Source organism: Candidatus Dormiibacterota bacterium, assembly GCA_035532835.1.
In the GTDB taxonomy this organism is placed as follows: Bacteria; Vulcanimicrobiota; Vulcanimicrobiia; order Vulcanimicrobiales; family Vulcanimicrobiaceae; genus DAHUXY01.
On sequence record DATKQG010000079.1, the window covers coordinates 19,787 to 34,737 of the forward strand.

Consider the following 14,951-nt stretch of genomic DNA (forward strand, 5'->3'; position numbering starts at 1 on the left):
CCTTCTCGGCTCGGCCGTATTCTGCAGCCATGTTAGTTCCATACGGCGATCGATCCGCGGCCGGAAAGGCGCTCGCTAGCGCGCTTGTCGCTTATCGCGACAGACCCGATGTCGTCGTATTGGGGCTGCCGCGCGGCGGCGTTCCGGTGGCTTACGAAGTTGCGATTGCATTGCACGTCCCGTTAGACGTTTTCGCCGTTCGGAAAATCGGCGTCCCCGGGCACGAAGAGCTAGCGATGGGGGCCGTATCGGCCGACGGCACCTCGGTATCGTTTCCGACGATCGTCGCTGCGTACGCTATCGAACCCAAGCAGTTCGAGGCGATTTTACATCGCGAGCACCTCGAAGCACAGCGGCGCGAGTTGGCTTACCGCGACAGTCGCGTTCGGCCGCCCCTCCAAGACAAAACGGTTATTCTCGTCGACGACGGCCTCGCGACCGGTTCCACCATGTATGCGGCGGTCGCAGCGTTGCGCGAACATCACCCGCGCCAGATCGTGGTCGCCGTGCCCGTCGGCGCTACGGAAACCTGCGATATGCTGCGCGTACACGTCGACCAGATCGTCTGCCTGGCATCGCCGGAGCCATTTCACGCGGTCGGCCTCTACTACCAAAACTTCGGGCAAACCTCGGATGACGAAGTCCGCGCGTTGCTTGCCGACGCATATGCACGGGAGCCACATCAATGGACATCACCCTAGGAACCCCGCTCAGCAACGACGCGCACGATTACGACGATCTGATCGCGCTCGCGCGCGACGCGGAAGTCGTGTTGATCGGCGAAGCGACCCACGGCACGCACGAATTCTATCGCATGCGCGCGGAGATGACGCAGCGTCTCATTTCGGAGCTCGATTTTAACGCCGTCTGCATCGAGGGCGACTGGCCGGATGCGTACCGCGTCAATCGATTCGTTCGCGGCGCCAACGACGATGCGGAGGCGGTCGAATCTCTCGGCGGCTTCGGGCGCTTTCCAACCTGGATGTGGCGCAACGCCGAGGTCCTCGATTTCGTCAGTTGGCTGCGCGAATACAATGACGCACGGGTGGGGCCGGCCAAAGCCGGATTCTACGGCCTCGATCTCTACAGCATGTATGCGTCGATCGATGCGATTATTACGTATCTCGATAAGATCGATCCGGTTGCGGCCGCGCGCGCGCGCCAGCGCTACGCCTGTTTAACTCCTTATGAAGAAGACGCTCAGACGTACGCGGTTGCAGTATTTCGCGGCCTAGGCCGCTCCTGCACCGACGACGTCCTTGCGCAGCTACGCGAGATCCAGCGAGCCGCCTCCCAATACGCCAAACGCGACGGCAGAATTGCCGAAGACGAGTACTTTTACGCCGAACAAAACGCCTGGGTCGTCGCCAATGCGGAGCATTATTACGGCGCGATGTTAAGCGATGACGTTTCCCTCTGGAACCTGCGGGATCGTCACATGATCGAAACGCTGGAACGTCTTAAGGCCCATATGCAACGAACCGGCAAGCCTTTTAAAGCGGTGGTGTGGGCACACAATTCGCACGTCGGGGACGCCCGCGCGACCTCGATGCGAGAACGCGGGGAGACGAATATCGGAGCTCTGGCACGCGAGCGATTTGGGAAACACGCGCTCCTGGTCGGGCAGACCACCTACGTCGGTACCGTGACCGCAGCGGACGATTGGCACGGGCAGGCGCATCGCAAAACGGTGCTTCCGGCGCGTGAGGACAGCTACGAGGGCTGGTTTCACGAACATCAGCCGCCGTCATTCTACTTGGCGCTTCGGCGGTTACAAGGCGCGACGACGATGCTGCCTACCGGTTTACGCGAGCGTGCCATCGGCGTGATCTATCGGCCGCAAACCGAACTTGCAAGCCACTATTTTCGAGCCGATCTTGCCAAACAATTCGACGCCCTATTCCACGTCGAACGTACCCGCGCCGTGGAGCCGCTCGAACGCTCCGCAGTATGGATCGGCGGCGAACTGCCCGAGACGTACCCGAGCCGGCTCTGATGACGTTACCGCAGCCCAGCCTCGAGCAGGACGTCACGATCGGCGAGAACGGCGAACGCATCTCGGCCACGCTCGTTGTTCCGACACGTCCGAAAGGGATCGTGATTTTCGCTCACGGGAGCGGCAGCGGCCGCTTTAGCCAACGCAATCGCTCCGTTGCAACGACGCTCAATGCGGCATCGTATTCCACGCTCTTGCTCGATCTTCTCACGCCCGCCGAAGAGGTGATCGACGAGCGCACGCGCGAGTTTCGCTTCGATATTCCATTGCTCGCTCGACGGCTCGTGCATGCCACCGATTGGGTGGCCGAACGTTTCACGCAGCCAATCGGCTATTTCGGTGCCAGCACCGGTGCGGCGGCCGCGCTGATCGCCGCTGCAGCACGCCCCGATAAGGTTGCGGCGGTGGTATCGCGCGGCGGCCGCCCCGATCTCGCAGGGAGCGCGCTAGCGTCCGTGCGCGCGCCCACCCTGCTCATCGTCGGTTCGCTCGACCTAGAGGTGATCGCGCTCAACGAATCCGCAGCCGCCAGACTCACGTGCGTTCAACGAATACAGATCGTTCCGGGCGCGTCCCATCTCTTCGAGGAGCCGGGAAAGCTCGCTATGGTATCGCGCCTCGCTACCGATTGGTTCGACCTCCACCTGCACGCATAGGGCCTATTCGACGTGAAATAGTACCCGTGAACGAACGCGGTAGCCGACGATTTTACCGCCTTCTACGCGAGCGGAGAGTCGATCGACCTCAATACCTGTGATACCTTGGATACTCTCCGAGGCCTTGCGAAGCGTTTCGGTAGCCGCCGCGTCCCAACTCTCCGTAGACTCCGCCTCGATGTGGACGGTGCCGTTGCCCGGCTCGTGTTCGTGCTCGTGGCCCTCGTGCGAAGACCCTTCGTGTTGGCCGCAGTTGCGGCCACCCTTGTCCGCGCTATCCTCGCGCTTGCAGCAACAACGATGTTTGGACATGTGCAATCTCCTCGATCGGTCCTGGTAATGACTATTCATGACGCTACGCTAACGATGAGAACGGACGGCGAACTCACCGCGCACTTGCCTTCATCGACATTCTCACCGTTTTCCCAACCCATTGCTACGTTCGTGGCATGAGCCGGCTTGTTGTGAATGGGAAACCACATAGCGTCGACGTGGATCCCGAGATGCCGCTGGTATTGGTGCTTCGCGAACGCCTCGGCCTGACCGGCACGAAAGTGGGCTGCGCGCATGGTGCGTGTGGGGCTTGCACGGTCCTGATCGCCGGGGAAGCACGGCACGCTTGCATGCTTACGCTCGCCGACGTTGGCGAACGCGAAGTAACGACGATCGAGGGCTTGGGCACAACGCAGCACCCGCATCCGCTGCAGCGAGCCTTCATCGAAGAACAAGCCACGCAGTGCGGCTACTGCGTGGGCGGCCTCGTTCTCGCTGCCAAGGCGCTGCTCGACGTAAACCCCCATCCCAGCGCGGCGGAGATTCGAACCGCGCTCGAACACAACTTGTGCCGCTGCGGATCGCACGTCCGCGTGGTACGCGCGGTGCAGCGCACCGCCCAGCGCGGCGCATGACCGCGCAATTTTTCGGGACGCTTCCCAAGCGGCTCTCCGATTGGCTTTCGATCGAACCGGACGGGACGATTACCGCATTCGTCGGGAAGGTCGAGCTTGGAACCGGCGTGCAAACCGCGCTCGCCCAAATCGTCGCCGACGAACTCGACGTTTCATTCGCATCCGTGCGCATCGTCCAAGGCCGCACCGGCATCACGCCGGATCAAGGCTTCACGGCCGGTAGTCAAACTCTCCAAACCGGCGCGCCGCCGCTGCGGAGCGCCGCCGCGCAGGCTCGCGAAGCGCTCCTGGACGCAGCCGCCGAGAAGCTGGGCGTCCCGCGCGCCGCTGTACGCACGGACGACGGAGCCATCGTCGATACTGCGGGCAGATCGCTCTCGTACGCGCTGCTTGCCGCCGGTAATCGGCTTCTCGATCGCCCTTTTGACGCGCACGTCCCCCGCTTGGAAACGCGGCGCGCCGTAGGCCGGTCCGTCGCTCGCGTCGACCTTCCGTCAAAAGTTTTCGGCACGTTCACCTTCCTACAAGATTTCCGCGTCGAAGGTATGTGGCACGCGCGCGTAATTCGCCCACCGGCAGTGGGCGCGCACCTCCTCTCCGTTGACACGTCATCGATCGCTGCGATTCCCGGCGCTCGCGTCGTACGAGAAACCGATTTCCTCGCGGTCGCCGCGTCGGAGGCTTGGGACGCAATGCGTGCCGCACGCGCGCTAAAAGCCCAATGGGAAGACGTAGGCCTTCTCCCGCCCTTCGACGCGCTCTATCGCTCGCTTCGCGATGGTCCGTCCACCGAGCAAGTGCTCGCCGGCGGCGATCCATTCGATACCGCATCGCACGCTCGCGTCGCGCGCGCGGTATACGAATGGCCGTTCCAATCGCACGCGTCGCTGGGTCCCTCAGCCGCAGTCGCCGACGTGCGAGCGGATGGAACGAAGATCTGGGCCGCAACGCAAAGCGTTTACGCACTGCGAGGATCGATCGCAGCACTGCTCGCCGTTCCGGAGGATTCCGTCTACGTTGAATACGTGGAGGGAGCCGGTTGCTACGGGCACAACGGCACCGACGACGCTGCCGCAGATGCCGCCCTCATCTCGCGCGCGATCGGCCACCCCGTCCGCGTGCAGTGGAGTGTGGAAGACGAGTTGGGATGGGATCCCAAAGGCCCCGCGATGCTCGTGGAGCTCGCGGGCACCGTCGATGGGGACGGCCACATCGATTCCTGGTCGAGTGAGGTTTGGACGCCGGGGCACACTTCGCGCGGAGGGCCCGGCCAGCCGAATTTTATTGCGGTACAACTGCTGGGGCACGAACTCCCGAAGAGTCACTCCGGTGGCGGCGATCGCAACGCGCTCCACCTCTATGACATCGCATCGCAGCGTGTGGTCATGCACTGGAAACCGGACGCAGCACTCCGCCAATCGGCTCTACGCTCGCTCGGATCCGCTCAGAACACGTTCGCCAACGAATCGTTCGTCGACGAGCTCGCGCACCTCGTGCGAGCCGACCCGCTCGCATTCCGCCTGCAACATTTGAAAGACCCGCGCGCGCGCGCCGTCCTGGAAGCCGTCGCTCGCATCGCCGGCTGGCAGGGTGCGCTCGATCTGCGCGGCGTCGCGTTTCATCGCTACGGCAACAGCGGCGCCTACGTCGCCGCGATCGCCGAATGTTCGGTCGACTCACAAATGGGGATTCATTTCGATCGTTGCTTTATCGCGCACGACTGCGGCGAAATCGTCAATCCGAACGGCCTGCGCAATCAGATCGAAGGCAACGTCATCCACGCTGCATCGCGCGCCCTGCTCGAAGAGGTCGCATTTGACGAGCGCGGCGTTACGAGCAACGTCTGGGATCGCTATCCGATTCTTCGTTTCCCAGACATCCCGGAGATCGCGATCGAACTGATCGACCGCCCGAACGAGCCTTCCCTCGGCGCAGGCGAACCAGCCACCCCCGTTATCGCGCCCGCGATAGCGAACGCAATATACGCCCTGACCGGCCAACGCATTCGGAGAGTTCCGCTTCGCGCGATCGCTACGGACCGATGAGACGCTGGCTCTGGCCCGGTGCCGTGGCCGCAGGGGGGCTGGAAGCTCCGCTGCCCGCTTTCGGCAAACCGGTCGATTGAAGGCTCCCGATACGGGAGCCTTCAGCAGTCGTGCCGGCCGTAAATCAACGCGGAACCCCTCCGCAACGACCGCGTCGAATCCAGGTTCATCAGTCTGCCAGAAAATCGAGGTCGCTTCCCGCCGGAAGCAGATCGTGCTCACGGAGCCATCCGGTGTCGAACAGGCGCGATGAGTAGCGCTGCCCGCCATCGCATAGAACGGTTACCACCGTCGAGCCCTCCGGGAGGCTCATGGCTACCCGCGCCGCGCCGACCACGTTCAATCCGGTCGAGCCGCCGACAAACAGCCCTTCGCGCGCGAGCAGCCAGTGCGCCATGGCAATCGCATCGCGGTCCTCCACCCGAATCGCGCGATCGATCGGGGCCTCCGCAAAATTCGCCGTTATGCGTTTGATGCCGATGCCCTCGAGTTCCGACTCACCCTGCGCGCGCAACTCGCCGTCGTTCACGTAGGCAAACAATGCGGATCCCATCGGGTCGCACAACACCGCGAGCACCTCGGGTTTGCGTTCTTTGAGCGCAATCGCCGTCCCGGCAAGGGTTCCACCGGTACCCGCCGCCGCTACGAACGCATCGATGTCGCCTGCGGTCTGCCGCCAAATCTCCGGCCCGGTGCTCTCGATGTGTGCCTGCCGATTCGCGGTATTCTCGAACTGATCGGCCCACATCGCCCCCGGCGTCTGCTCCGCAAACGCGCGCGCAAGATGGTAGTAGTTCTGCGCGTTCGTAAACGGCAGTGCCGGAACCACCCGCACGTCTGCGCCGAACGTACGCAACAACGCGATTTTCTCCGGTGATTGATCGTCCGGCACAAAAATGACGCTGCGATATCCACGTTCGTTCGCAAGTAGCGCGAGCGAGATACCGGTGCTTCCGGCCGTCCCCTCGACGATCGTGCCGCCCGCCGCAAGCGCACCCGAAGCCTCCGCGGCATCCACGATCCACTTCGCCGCGCGGTCCTTCACCGAACCTCCCGGGTTGAGAAACTCGGCCTTGCCGAGAACGCGACGTCCGATGCGCGCCGAGAGCGCGCGCAGTTCGATCAACGGCGTTCGTCCAATTGCCTGCGATAGTCCCACGTTCACGACACCTTTCCGCTACCAGCGCGTACTGCAACGAATGCAACTAGGGCGAGCACAACCGCAGTACCACCCGCAACCCGGTATACCTGCGCGAGCGTGAAGCCCGCCGAACCGTGGAGGACGCCTACCGCAAAGGTTCCCATTCCCTCCCCGGCCATCAGCGCCCCGACGAGAACGCCGGCAACGCGGTTCTCATCCGCAGGCATCGCATCGAACGCAAGCGACATCGCATACGGAAAACACGATGCTGCATGCGACACCGCCCAGAGCGAAGCCCGCAATCAACTCCGGCGCCGAACTCCACAGCGGCAAGGCGACGAACGCCGCCGCGATCGCCAACGGAAACAGCACGATCGCGGCAACGATCGCTCCCAGCGTAAGCGGTACGAAGAGTCCGCCAAACGAGACCGCCGAGATGCGATAGGGTGCCTGCGCGAAGACCGTTGCCAGCGCAGGGAACCAACGTAAATGCGAACCCCTGAAGAATCGCGGCGCCGTACACCACGGCCGGCGCACGGGCGACTCCGGCCATCAACCGGCGTGCGTGAAGGCTACGATCTCGTTGGCGTCGCGTTCGCCGCTCCAAAAACGCGTGCCGTCGAAGGCCAGCCCTCGTGCCGCAAATGGAATGACCGCAAGGTCTTCAACCCGTGCGTGCGCGTCATGCGGATCCGTTCGCGAGAGCAAACGCCGATCGTTCGCGTCGTCGACGCTTACCATATAGAGCCGCCCGTCACAAAACGTGATCCCGGCGGGAGGGTTCTTGAGCGCGATCGTGCGCACCACCGCGCCCGCATCGTCGAGCGCCACGATGCAACTCGTCGTAAACTGGCTCACGTAGAGCAATTCGCCGTCATAGGCAAGATGCGAGCCGATAAACTCCGGACACGCAATCTTTGCCGTATCCTTAAATCCGTGGCCCGGTACGAACCGCACCGCGTACCGGTCGTCCGCCTCACCTTCGCCAAGCACGACGCGGAGTTCGTCCCCGATCGAGACGATGCCGAAGGGTTTTCCCGGCGCGGCTGCCTCGTCGCTTAACGTCCACTGCGCCGGGTCCATGGCGTAGATGCGCTCGGTTTCAAGCGAGCTGAGCCATAACTGCGTCCCATCGAACGCAACGCCGAGCGGTCTAGGCGCCGGCGAAGGAAGGCGCAAGAGTTCATTCACATTCTGCATACCCGGGGCTTCGCGCCCTCGCCGAAGGTCCCATTGTCGATCCCTCGTTGGGCAGACAACTGGCCATCGCCGGCGGCACCGCTCTTCGTAGCCGGCCCGCGGGGTTGGATCATCGCCGCACTGCTCGCTGCGGCGATGTAGCCGCGGGCCGAATGCGTCGAGCCGTTACGATGCAAAGCTCAATACGGCCGAACACACCACTCTCCCGTCCACGCTGGCCCGACCCTCGACTTTGGTAATGGAACGGCGCTGCGCCGCGATCCAAGCAACGAGTTCGAGGCGATCGCCGGGTAGCACGAGGCCACGAAAACGGGCCTTGTCGATACTCGCGAAATACGGCGGTTGCCGCGGAACTTCGTGCGGCTCGAGTACGATGCAACCGGAGAGCTGCGCCAATGCCTCGATAATGTACGCCGGCGGTATCGACAGCAAACCGGGGAATTGAAGCCACGGCTCGTTGCACGAAATGAGCTTGTACCCTCGCGCGGACACGCCCGGGTTCAACTCCACGATCCGGTCAACCAGCAAGAACGGAAACCGGTGCGGCAGCACCGACAGAATGTATCGAATGCCGCGCGTTTCGTTCGCCGTCTCGCAGTCGCTACACATCGTCGAGCAATCGCGCCGCTTCGCGCAAGCCTCGCACGATCTCGTCCGGGCTCGGGGGGCACCCGCGTACCGAAACGCGCGCCCCAAGTTCGGGCCCGGCACCATCGCCCGCCGAGCCCACGCCGCACCAAGGGCCCACGCCGATCGCACAATCGCCGACGGAGACTACGACCCGCGGATTCGGCGTCGCCGCAAGCGTCGCAGCCGCCGCGTCCCGCATAGCTTCGGTCATCGGCCCAGTCACCGTTACAACGTCGGCGTGACGCGGCGAAGCGACCAGATCCCATCCATGCTGCGTGATATCGTAAGCGGGCCCGGCCAACGCGTTCATCTCGTGCTCGCATCCGTTGCAACTGCCGCACACGAGGTGGCGAATGGCCAAGGAACGTTCGTAGATTCTCGACATTATCGGTCCATGCACGAATAACAGAGATTGAAACTTTTGTTGACGAGCGGAAAATCCGGAATGATATTGCCTTCCATCGCGCGCGCGGCCGCCGGCCAATTTCGATACGAGGCGGATATGACGTGAAGACGCTCGATCGTGCCGTCGCCGCTTACGTCGATCGAGAGCGTTTCGACGCCGCGCGAGCCCTCGAGCGCCGTGGTCGTGCGCCCCGTTCCGCATTCGACGGTTTGCGGATCTTGGATTGACGAATCCCCAAGCACCGCGAGCGATGCATCGATCAGGCGGAACGACTCGGCGATCTCGCGCCGTTTTACGCTGCAGCGCGCCAGAACGTCTCCACCCTTTTCGTTCGCGATTCGGACGTCCAGGCCCGCGTATGCTCCGTACGCGCAGAACGTCCGCACGTCGAGCTCCACTCCGGAGGCGCGGCCCGCCGGTCCGCACGCCCCGAACAGCCGGGCCGTTCGGCCATCAAGCAACCCCGCGCCGGCGAATCGGCGAACCACCGAGCGGTTCTCAAACAGCTCCTTCGCAAAGCGTTCGACATCCCTGCGGACCGCGTGCAGATCCGCGCGCAACGCCTGTGGATCGCTTAAGACTCCCGTTCGCACGCCTCCGGGAACGATCGCGTCAAACATCAGCCGATGCTGCGTCGCGGCCGCGCAGAGCTGCAGGATGCGCTCTTTTAGTCCGAGCCCCATTGTCAGCCCGCGGCCGTAACCCGCTCCGGAAGCCGCGTTCGCAAGGTCGAAGACGTGGTTGTACAAGCGTTCGAGTTCTGCCAGCACCACGCGTGCGTACTCGGTCGCCTCGTCGCACTCGATCCCGCCCAGCGACTCCAGCGCGAGCGCGTAGCTCCACGAACGCGCGATGCTGCACCCGCCGCAGATGCGCGCAATCGACGGCGCGATTTCAAGCGCATTACGGCCGCTAAGGGCGCGCTCGATATCCCGGTGGCCGTATGAAAACTGCGTATCGAGGTGAATCGTCGTTTCGCCGCCGGTGCTAAAGGTGAATCGCCCCGGCTCGATGATACCGGCATGGACCGGCCCCACCACCACGACGTTAACGCCCTCGCCCTGCGCGGTCATCGCTTCGGGAACGGGCCCATCGCCGATATAGAGCCGACGCGTATCCGGATGCCCGTCAAAGGCGATCCCCTGCTTCTCCCGCATCTCGCGCTCGTGCCAATCGTAGAGCGGCATCTCGTTCGCCATCGATGGCAACGCCCCGACGCCGGCATCCACCGTGGCGCACAGCACACCCTGCGGACGAAGAAAGAGATAGCGTACCTGCTTCTCGCCGGCATAGGCTCCGAGCGCCTGCGCCGTTGCTGCCAACTCTGCTACGCTCTCCCGCACGCGCTCCGGTGCGATCGCAATCTCTGCGTACATTACGGCCTGTTCACCATCGCCGCGAGCAGCCCGTACACTGCATGGCTCCACGGGACGAACGGCACGGCGACCAACGCCGACGAAGCCGCCACGACGCAGGTTACGGCGACCGTTGCAAGGCGCAGCTTCGGCGCCGGCAATCCGTGTGGGTGGGTACCGGACTCGGTGGTAATCGCCAGCCGCAACAACGCGGCAAACGCGATCAGCAATCCCACCAACGCGATGGCAAGCGCGCTCCACGCGCGTACCTGTACCGCGGCAACGACGATCAGGAGTTCCGAGAAAAACAGCCCGAACGGCGGCAGCCCGGCCAGCGCAATCATTGCCGCGAGCAGGGTACGCCCGCCGCGCACGCTCCAGAGCCCGCGCAAGTCCCGGATGCTCGTAGATCCGTATTGTTCCTGCACCATACCAACCGAGAGAAACGCCATCGACTTTGCGAAGGCGTGATTGAGAATATGATAGAGGGCGGCAAACGCTGCAAGCGGCGTAGCGAGGCCCAGCGCAAATGCCACGATGCCCGCATGCTCGACGGTCGAGTAGGAAAACAAACGCTTGACGTCACGTTGCGCTAACATCAGCAGCGACGCGATCAGGATCGATACGGCACCGCCGTAGAGCAAGATGCCGTCGAAGAGCCCGGCGGAGGGTGTTTGTGCGGCGACGGACTGGACGCGCAGGATGGCGTACAGCGCGCAGGATACCAGCAAACCCGAAAGCAGCGCGCTCACCGGGGCCGGGGCCTTGGAGTGCGCGTCCGGCAGCCACGCGTGCATCGGCACCAAGCCGGCCTTGGTGGCAAACCCCACCAGCATTAACGTCAGCGCGACGCGCGTTAAGGGGATATCCATCAGCGCCGCATGCGGTATCAGCGCGCTCCACGAGAGCGCCTGGCCCGGAGCGACGCCCGCCATCATCGCCGCTCGTCCGAGAAGCAACATCCCGATCAACGCGATCGCAATGCCGAAGCTGCAGAGCATCAGATACTTCCAGGCCGCTTCGAGCGCGGCTTTGCCGCCCGAGTATGCGACCAAAAACGTGGTTGCGAGCGTCGTTGCCGATATACCGATCCAGATGCCGATGAACCCCGCGCTCGTAACGGTGAGCAGCATGCTGCTCCAAAATGCGCCGAGCAAGATGAAATAGGCGGGCTTGCGCGACCACGGCTCCATCGGATTGTTCCCGCCTTTTGGCAGAATGCCGGTCGAGAACAGCACGACGATCGCGCAGAGGAGCGAAACGCTCACCGCAAAGATCCCCGAGAGCCAATCCATCGTCGACGCGGCGAGGATCGTTCCGATGAGGCCCGCGCCGGCAAGGAACACGCGGGCAACCGATCGCAGCGACCGGTTGGCGAAAAGCGCGGCCAGCGTCAGCGAAACGAACGGAAACAGGACAACGATCGTCGTCATCCGCGCAAGTTCCGTAGCGATCGCATATCCAAGTGCGGGTCGTGTTGTATCACCGCCCGCGCCACCGCGATCGCAATGAAGGTTGCGAAAACCGCGTCGAAGGTGTCGGCCAGCTCGATCGCGCCCGGCAACGATGGCGCAAACACCGCCGCAGCCAGCGTTACCGCGCTCCCGAGCGCCAACAATCCCACCACGTGCGCCAGCAGATTGCGGTGCAGAATCACCACGCAGATGCTCGCGAAGAACGCATAGAACACGGTCGTGGCGCCGGGTGCATCGGAGAACGCCTGGGCGTGGCTGAAATACCGAGCAAGGTACAGCGCTACGGCAACCACGCCGATCCGTACGCCAAGGTTGAAAGACGGCACTAAGTCATCCGGCACGCGATATCGCATGCGCAGCCACAGCACGGCCGCCGGACCAACCACTACCTTGACGAATGCCAACATCGCAAACAGCGTAATGCCCGTGGCGTTTGCCTGTGGCCCCTGCGGGTGGGCGATCCATAGGACGCTCAGGGTAAAGACCACGTAGGCGACCAGCGCCGAACGTAACCGCGAATCGATCACGAGCACCGCCCCGGCGAGAATAATCACTACGCTCATCGCAGCACGTCCGCGATTCGCAAGCCGATGCTCGCCAGCGAAAGGATCAGTGCGGACGCAAAGAGTTGCGGCACTTCAAAGAGGCGCAGCTTGGCGTAAACCGTTTCGATGAGCACGATACAAGCGCCCACGGCGGCAATCCACCCCACCGTCGCGACCCCGCTTCCGGGCATCAGTAACGCGGCTAACACGAAGAATCCAGCCTGCCGCAGATATGCGGCGTAGTGCAGCATCGCGAGTTGCCAGCCCGAATACTCCAGGACGAGCCCCTCGTGGATCATCGTGAGCTCGTAGTGCGTCTGTTGATTATCGACCGGGATTCGCGCCGTCTCGGAGAGCATCACGAGCAGTAACGCCCCGGCCGCTAACGCGTCGGTCCATATCCCGTTCGGAGCGTGGGCGAGGCTACCGTCCGAAAGGAACGCACTCCCCAAGAGCGCGAGGATCAACGGCGCCTCGGTCAGCGATGCAAACGCGATCTCTCGCCCGGCGGCCATGCCTTCGAAGGCCGAACGTGTATCGAGCGCCGCGAGCACCGTCACGAATCGCCCGAGCGCGAGCAGCAACGCCAGCGCAATGGCATCGATACGCCAGGCCGATGCATCCGTCGCCGTGATGCTCGGAACGACCGCGACGAACGTTACCGCTACGCCGAGGGCTATGCCCGGGGCGACGAGCACGAGCATCGAACGCTGTGGAATCACCGCGTCTTTGCCCCAGAGTTTACGCAGGTCGCGATACGGCTGCCACACCGATGCGCCGGGCCTGCCTTGCATCCGCGCGCGCAGCCGGGCTAACGTCCCTTGTAACAGCGGGGCGAATAGCGCGAGGAGGGCGATCTGCACACCCTGGTTCATCGCGCCACCGCCAATGCGGCAAGAAACGCGGCCAGCGCGTACCCAAGATACACGCGCAGAAACCCGCCCTGAAACCTTCGTGCTCCGCGCGAGACCCGCTGCACGAATGCGGCGATATTGCGGGCAAGCTCGTCGAACACATAGCGCGTTGAGAGCACGTAGGTAATCCGCGTCGGTATCCATCGCGAAGTTCCGTACTCCATGCGTCGCTCGCGCTCGGGAAATAACGCGAAGCCGAAGATGAGCCGCAGCGGCTTCGAAAGCACCGTTGCAGTATACTGCGAGCGCAACGTTACCGCCGATCCGCACGTCCAAGTGCCCGCTTCGCGCACGCCGCGCCGCCTCGCCATCACGACGGCAAACACGGCTCCGGCGATCGGCAGCAACGCGAGAAACGGCAATACCGAGAGATTCGGGACCGGTAAGGGTGTCTCACCCATCATGCCGCCCGCCAGTTGCGAGAGCGGGCGAATCACTACGCTTGGTATCACGCCGATCGCAACGCTCGCCGCGCCGAGAAACGCCAGCGCCGCGACGGACGCATCGAACGGCTCCGGCTCGACCGGCGCGGGGTGTCGCGGATCGCCCAGAAATCCGACGCCGTAGAGTTTCGTAAAGGCTGCCGCAGCAAGGCCGCCGGTCATCGCCAGCGCTGCAATACCGAAGAGAGCGAACGCTTTGAACCAGGGCGAGCCGACGGCGAGCGCACGAATAAATCCGTTAAATACGAGCCACTCGGATGCGAAACCGTTGAGCGGCGGGAGCGCCGACGCCGCCATGCACGCCAGTAACACCCAGGGAGCCGAGCGTCGCAGCGGTCCCTTCGCAAGGCCGCCTAGTTGATCGAGATTGGTCACGTGCAAGCGCTCGACCAACGTTCCGGCGCCAAGGAACAAGAGGCCCTTGAACATCGCATGATTGATGCTATGGAATATCAGCGCGATGACCGCCAACGCCGCGAGCGCCGGCTGGTGCATCGCTGCCGCGAGTACCGCCAGGCCCAACGTCGCGACGATGATGCCGACGTTTTCGATGGAGCTAAAGGCCAGGAGCCGTTTGATATCGCTCTCGATCGTCGCGTAAAGCCCTCCCAGCAACGCGCTGAGCGCGCCCGCAACGAGCAGCGCAACGCCGATGGCCCACGGCGCCGGCGCCGCCAGCACGAAGCACGCAAGCAGCAAGCCGTAGACCGCGATCTTGAGCATGATACCGGAGAGCATTGCGGACGCATTCGCGGGAGCCGCCGGATGCGCGCGAGGAAGCCAGAATTGCAGGGGCACGAGGCCGGCCTTGGAGCCGAATCCGATCGCCGCCAGCGACAACGCAACGGTTCGCACGCCGATTGAAAGCGTTCCCGACGCGAGCGCGATGCCTGCGAACGTCCCCGTGCCGGCATGCACGGCGAGGATTGCCAGAAACGCGGTAATGCAGAGCGCGCCCAGTTGACTGACGAGCGCGTACGAGAATACGGCTCGACGCACGTAGCGTTTGCCATGGTTCGTCGCAACGAGAAACGCCGAGACGAGCGACATCCCTTCCCAAAACAAGAGAAACGCGGCGATACTCTGCGCCAGCAACACACCGGTCATTGCCGCGCTGAACAGTGCTAAGCGCATGCCGTCCGACGGCGATCCCCGCTTCAAGCCCCATATCGCGACCGCAATCGAAACGACGGCGTTGATGATGAGGAACGGCGCCGCCGGCAGCGACGACCCGACG

Annotated in this window: 17 protein-coding genes; 5 read left to right on the forward strand and 12 right to left on the reverse strand. The window is 63.5% G+C overall.

The features are described from left to right. Positions 1 to 29 precede the first annotated feature (29 nt). The 3 genes from VMW12_09725 to VMW12_09735 are packed head-to-tail and all read left to right on the forward strand — an operon-like array spanning position 30 to position 2,652. On the forward strand, positions 30 to 701 hold the full coding sequence (locus VMW12_09725; protein ID HUZ49991.1) for a phosphoribosyltransferase: 672 nt from the start codon (positions 30 to 32) through the stop codon (positions 699 to 701). Then, positions 686 to 1,996, forward strand: a complete 1,311-nt coding sequence (locus tag VMW12_09730; protein HUZ49992.1) for an erythromycin esterase family protein — start codon at positions 686 to 688, stop codon at positions 1,994 to 1,996. The genes VMW12_09725 and VMW12_09730 overlap by 16 nt, the downstream gene beginning before the upstream one ends. Continuing rightward, positions 1,996 to 2,652, forward strand: a complete 657-nt coding sequence (locus VMW12_09735; protein ID HUZ49993.1) for a hypothetical protein — start codon at positions 1,996 to 1,998, stop codon at positions 2,650 to 2,652. The genes VMW12_09730 and VMW12_09735 overlap by 1 nt, the downstream gene beginning before the upstream one ends. Before the next feature lie 3 nt (positions 2,653 to 2,655). Here the strand turns inward: VMW12_09735 and VMW12_09740 are convergent, their stop codons facing one another. Next, positions 2,656 to 2,964, reverse strand: coding sequence for a dodecin family protein (locus tag VMW12_09740; GenBank protein HUZ49994.1), 309 nt, complete (start codon positions 2,962 to 2,964; stop codon positions 2,656 to 2,658). Positions 2,965 to 3,101: 137 nt separating this feature from the next. Between VMW12_09740 and VMW12_09745 the strand changes: the two genes are divergently transcribed. Continuing rightward, positions 3,102 to 3,560, forward strand: a complete 459-nt coding sequence (locus tag VMW12_09745; protein ID HUZ49995.1) for a (2Fe-2S)-binding protein — start codon at positions 3,102 to 3,104, stop codon at positions 3,558 to 3,560. Continuing rightward, positions 3,557 to 5,605: a molybdopterin cofactor-binding domain-containing protein gene (locus VMW12_09750; GenBank protein HUZ49996.1), complete on the forward strand. Its 2,049-nt coding sequence runs from the start codon at positions 3,557 to 3,559 to the stop codon at positions 5,603 to 5,605. Before VMW12_09745 ends, VMW12_09750 begins: the two co-directional genes overlap by 4 nt. 169 nt (positions 5,606 to 5,774) lie before the next feature. Here VMW12_09750 and VMW12_09755 read toward each other — a convergent pair whose 3' ends face one another. The 11 genes from VMW12_09755 to VMW12_09805 all read right to left on the reverse strand — a co-directional run. Then, positions 5,775 to 6,770 carry a cysteine synthase A gene (locus tag VMW12_09755; protein ID HUZ49997.1) on the reverse strand — a complete coding sequence of 332 codons (996 nt, stop codon included), beginning with the start codon at positions 6,768 to 6,770 and terminating at the stop codon, positions 5,775 to 5,777. After that, positions 6,767 to 6,994 carry a hypothetical protein gene (locus VMW12_09760; GenBank protein ID HUZ49998.1) on the reverse strand — a complete coding sequence of 76 codons (228 nt, stop codon included), beginning with the start codon at positions 6,992 to 6,994 and terminating at the stop codon, positions 6,767 to 6,769. The genes VMW12_09755 and VMW12_09760 overlap by 4 nt, the downstream gene beginning before the upstream one ends. Beyond that, complete coding sequence (locus tag VMW12_09765) at positions 6,960 to 7,283, reverse strand: hypothetical protein (GenBank protein ID HUZ49999.1); 324 nt, start codon at positions 7,281 to 7,283, stop codon at positions 6,960 to 6,962. The genes VMW12_09760 and VMW12_09765 overlap by 35 nt, the downstream gene beginning before the upstream one ends. 15 nt (positions 7,284 to 7,298) lie before the next feature. Continuing rightward, a complete protein-coding gene (locus tag VMW12_09770; protein HUZ50000.1) occupies positions 7,299 to 7,946 on the reverse strand; it encodes a hypothetical protein in 648 nt (215 codons plus the stop codon). A gap of 165 nt (positions 7,947 to 8,111) precedes the next feature. Next, positions 8,112 to 8,555 (reverse strand): 3-hydroxyacyl-ACP dehydratase FabZ, encoded by a 444-nt coding sequence (fabZ, locus tag VMW12_09775; protein HUZ50001.1) that lies wholly within the window; start codon positions 8,553 to 8,555, stop codon positions 8,112 to 8,114. Beyond that, the gene (locus tag VMW12_09780; GenBank protein ID HUZ50002.1) at positions 8,548 to 8,937 is read right to left on the reverse strand and encodes an oxidoreductase; all 390 of its coding nucleotides are present in this window, start codon (positions 8,935 to 8,937) and stop codon (positions 8,548 to 8,550) included. Before VMW12_09780 ends, fabZ begins: the two co-directional genes overlap by 8 nt. Before the next feature lie 23 nt (positions 8,938 to 8,960). After that, positions 8,961 to 10,358, reverse strand: coding sequence for an NADH-quinone oxidoreductase subunit C (locus tag VMW12_09785; GenBank protein ID HUZ50003.1), 1,398 nt, complete (start codon positions 10,356 to 10,358; stop codon positions 8,961 to 8,963). Further along, on the reverse strand, positions 10,358 to 11,770 hold the full coding sequence (locus VMW12_09790; GenBank protein HUZ50004.1) for a proton-conducting transporter membrane subunit: 1,413 nt from the start codon (positions 11,768 to 11,770) through the stop codon (positions 10,358 to 10,360). Before VMW12_09790 ends, VMW12_09785 begins: the two co-directional genes overlap by 1 nt. Next, a complete protein-coding gene (locus VMW12_09795) occupies positions 11,767 to 12,375 on the reverse strand; it encodes a hypothetical protein (protein HUZ50005.1) in 609 nt (202 codons plus the stop codon). Before VMW12_09795 ends, VMW12_09790 begins: the two co-directional genes overlap by 4 nt. Beyond that, complete coding sequence (locus tag VMW12_09800) at positions 12,372 to 13,220, reverse strand: NADH-quinone oxidoreductase subunit H (GenBank protein ID HUZ50006.1); 849 nt, start codon at positions 13,218 to 13,220, stop codon at positions 12,372 to 12,374. The genes VMW12_09795 and VMW12_09800 overlap by 4 nt, the downstream gene beginning before the upstream one ends. Positions 13,221 to 13,228: 8 nt before the next feature. Next, positions 13,229 to 14,951: proton-conducting transporter membrane subunit (locus VMW12_09805; GenBank protein ID HUZ50007.1), on the reverse strand; the 1,723-nt coding region annotated here is incomplete at its 5' end.

What these genes read in the sequence shown, in the direction of transcription:
- VMW12_09725 (HUZ49991.1), top strand. Translation starts at nt 30, where the DNA reads ATGTTAGTTCCATACGGCGATCGATCCGCGGCCGGAAAGGCGCTCGCT.
- VMW12_09785 (HUZ50003.1), bottom strand. Translation starts at nt 10,358, where the DNA reads ATGTACGCAGAGATTGCGATCGCACCGGAGCGCGTGCGGGAGAGCGTA.
- VMW12_09790 (HUZ50004.1), bottom strand. Translation starts at nt 11,770, where the DNA reads ATGACGACGATCGTTGTCCTGTTTCCGTTCGTTTCGCTGACGCTGGCC.
- VMW12_09770 (HUZ50000.1), bottom strand. Translation starts at nt 7,946, where the DNA reads ATGCAGAATGTGAATGAACTCTTGCGCCTTCCTTCGCCGGCGCCTAGA.
- VMW12_09760 (HUZ49998.1), bottom strand. Translation starts at nt 6,994, where the DNA reads ATGTCGCTTGCGTTCGATGCGATGCCTGCGGATGAGAACCGCGTTGCC.
- VMW12_09795 (HUZ50005.1), bottom strand. Translation starts at nt 12,375, where the DNA reads ATGAGCGTAGTGATTATTCTCGCCGGGGCGGTGCTCGTGATCGATTCG.
- fabZ (HUZ50001.1), bottom strand. Translation starts at nt 8,555, where the DNA reads ATGTGTAGCGACTGCGAGACGGCGAACGAAACGCGCGGCATTCGATAC.
- VMW12_09745 (HUZ49995.1), top strand. Translation starts at nt 3,102, where the DNA reads ATGAGCCGGCTTGTTGTGAATGGGAAACCACATAGCGTCGACGTGGAT.
- VMW12_09730 (HUZ49992.1), top strand. Translation starts at nt 686, where the DNA reads ATGGACATCACCCTAGGAACCCCGCTCAGCAACGACGCGCACGATTAC.
- VMW12_09735 (HUZ49993.1), top strand. Translation starts at nt 1,996, where the DNA reads ATGACGTTACCGCAGCCCAGCCTCGAGCAGGACGTCACGATCGGCGAG.
- VMW12_09750 (HUZ49996.1), top strand. Translation starts at nt 3,557, where the DNA reads ATGACCGCGCAATTTTTCGGGACGCTTCCCAAGCGGCTCTCCGATTGG.
- VMW12_09740 (HUZ49994.1), bottom strand. Translation starts at nt 2,964, where the DNA reads ATGTCCAAACATCGTTGTTGCTGCAAGCGCGAGGATAGCGCGGACAAG.